Raw genomic sequence first — 1,887 nt, 5'->3', positions numbered from 1 at the left:
TGACCGCCCCCTTCACCGTCGAGCTCGACCCCACCCCCGGCCGCCGCCAGGGCGAGGAACGGTTCGTCCTGCACCTCGACGGCGAGACCCGCGAGGTCGTGCTGCACGACTACGCCACCGTGTACTCGGTGCCCGGGCTCTACGAGGAGGTCGTCCAGCGCCGCCTGCAGTGCGCGTCGCCGGCCACCGTCGCGGACGCCGCGGTCGAGGCGGGCGCCGCGATCGGGCGGGAGCCCGCGGACCTGCGGGCGTTCGACCTCGGCGCGGGCAACGGCGTCGTCGGCGAGGAACTGACCGCCCGCGGGGTGACCGTGGTGGTCGGCGCGGACGGCATCGGAGAGGCCCGCGACGCCGCCCACCGCGACCGTCCGGGGATGTACGAGCACTACCTGGTCGGCGAGCGCCTCGACGGCGCCGAGGTGGCCCGGCTGGTGCGCGAGGAGCGGCTCGACGCCCTCGTGGCGGCGGGGGCGGTCGGCGAGGGCCACGTGCCGGTCGACGCGCTGGCCGAGCTGTGGTCGACGTTCCCGGCGGGCTCGGTGCTCGCGCTCACCCTCAAGGACGGTGGCGAGGAGAGCGGGGACCACGACGTGCCCGACGTCGAGGGCATGCTCGCGGGGTTCGACGACACGACCGTCGTCGTGCGTCGCCGGTTCCGGCACCGGCTCTCGATGGCCGGGACCGAGCTGTTCTACGTGGTGCTCGCCGCGGTGAAGCGCTGACGCCCATGTGAACGATCTCGGTCGTCCTGACGACCACAATCGTTCACCTGGACGTCAGCCCTGCACGAGCCGCAGGTGCGGTCGGCGCGGGCGCGTGCCCCGGCCCTCGACCCCGGTGCCCGCGAGGGCGCCCGGTCGCCACGGCCGGTCCGGGTCGCGCCGGCGACGGGCGCCGAGGGCCCGGCCGGCGAGCTCGTTGACGAGGTCGTCCGCGAGCTCCTCGGAGAGCACGCGGTCGTCGTCGTAGACGTCGAGGACGTCCCGCCCGCGCCGCCACGCGTCCGCGCGCCACGGCGTCGGGTCCCACCACTCGTCGCCGTCGTGGGCGAGCCGTCCGTTCTCGATCATCACGAGCATCGTCGGCGCAGGTCGGGGCCACCCACAGGCCGGTTGCCGTATGGAGTGATGACTCGATCGAGGCCGTTTTCCGACGCGCCGTCCTCGAGGGCTCACGCGATCGTCGGCGTGGCGCGCCCACGGCGGCCGTCGCGGGCGGGGACGTGCGACGCGTCACGCCGTCCGTCAGGATCGGGGCATGCGGACGCACGCGGTGGCGATCGTCGGTTCCGGGCCCTCGGGGTTCTACGCGGCGGGGGCCCTGCTGGACGCCGAGGACCCGCCGGTCCGGGTGGACATGTTCGACCGGCTCGCGACGCCGTGGGGGCTGGTGCGGGCCGGGGTCGCCCCCGACCACCCCAAGATCAAGTCGGTGAGCACGCAGTACGAGAAGATCGCGGCCCAGCCGGGCTTCCGCTTCTTCGGCCACGTCTGCCTCGGCGAGGACGTCACCGTCGAGGAGCTGCTGGAGCGCTACGACGCGGTCGTCTACGCGGTGGGCTCGCAGACCGAGCGGCGCCTCGGCATCCCGGGCGAGGACCGCCCCGGCAGCCTCGCCTCGGTGGACTTCGTGGGGTGGTACAACGGCCACCCCGACTTCCGAGATCTCACGTTCGATCTTTCGCAGGAAACGGCCGTGGTCATCGGGCATGGCAACGTCGCCGCCGACGTCTGCCGCATTCTGCTTCAGCCCGCCGTTGCCCTGCACTCGACCGACATCGCGGCCCACGCTCTCGAGGCCTTGGGCCAGAGCAGGGTCCGCGAAGTCCATCTCGTTGGACGGCGAGGACCCGCGCAGGCGAAGTTCACGCCGAAGGAGTTGAGGGGC

The 1,887-nt window shown here is 73.6% G+C and carries 3 protein-coding genes; 2 read left to right on the top strand and 1 reads right to left on the bottom strand.

What is annotated here, in order from left to right; all coding sequences use genetic code 11:
- Window positions 1–722: class I SAM-dependent methyltransferase (locus tag AC0CYZ_RS24170; protein ID WP_472220056.1), on the top strand; the 722-nt coding region annotated here is incomplete at its 5' end.
- Window positions 723–776: 54 nt separating this feature from the next.
- Here AC0CYZ_RS24170 and AC0CYZ_RS24165 read toward each other — a convergent pair.
- Window positions 777–1,070, bottom strand: coding sequence for a hypothetical protein (locus AC0CYZ_RS24165; RefSeq protein ID WP_472220054.1), 294 nt, complete (start codon window positions 1,068–1,070; stop codon window positions 777–779).
- Window positions 1,071–1,257: 187 nt separating this feature from the next.
- Here AC0CYZ_RS24165 and AC0CYZ_RS24160 point away from each other — a divergent pair.
- A partial coding sequence (locus tag AC0CYZ_RS24160; protein ID WP_472220052.1) for an FAD-dependent oxidoreductase occupies window positions 1,258–1,887 on the top strand: 630 nt, incomplete at its 3' end.

This window comes from Actinomycetospora sp. (genome assembly GCF_055612215.1).
This window is presented reverse-complemented; position numbering and strand designations above follow the sequence as displayed.

Coding starts and splice junctions, on each gene's coding strand:
- AC0CYZ_RS24165 (WP_472220054.1), bottom strand. CDS start 1,070: ATGATCGAGAACGGACGGCTCGCCCACGACGGCGACGAGTGGTGGGAC.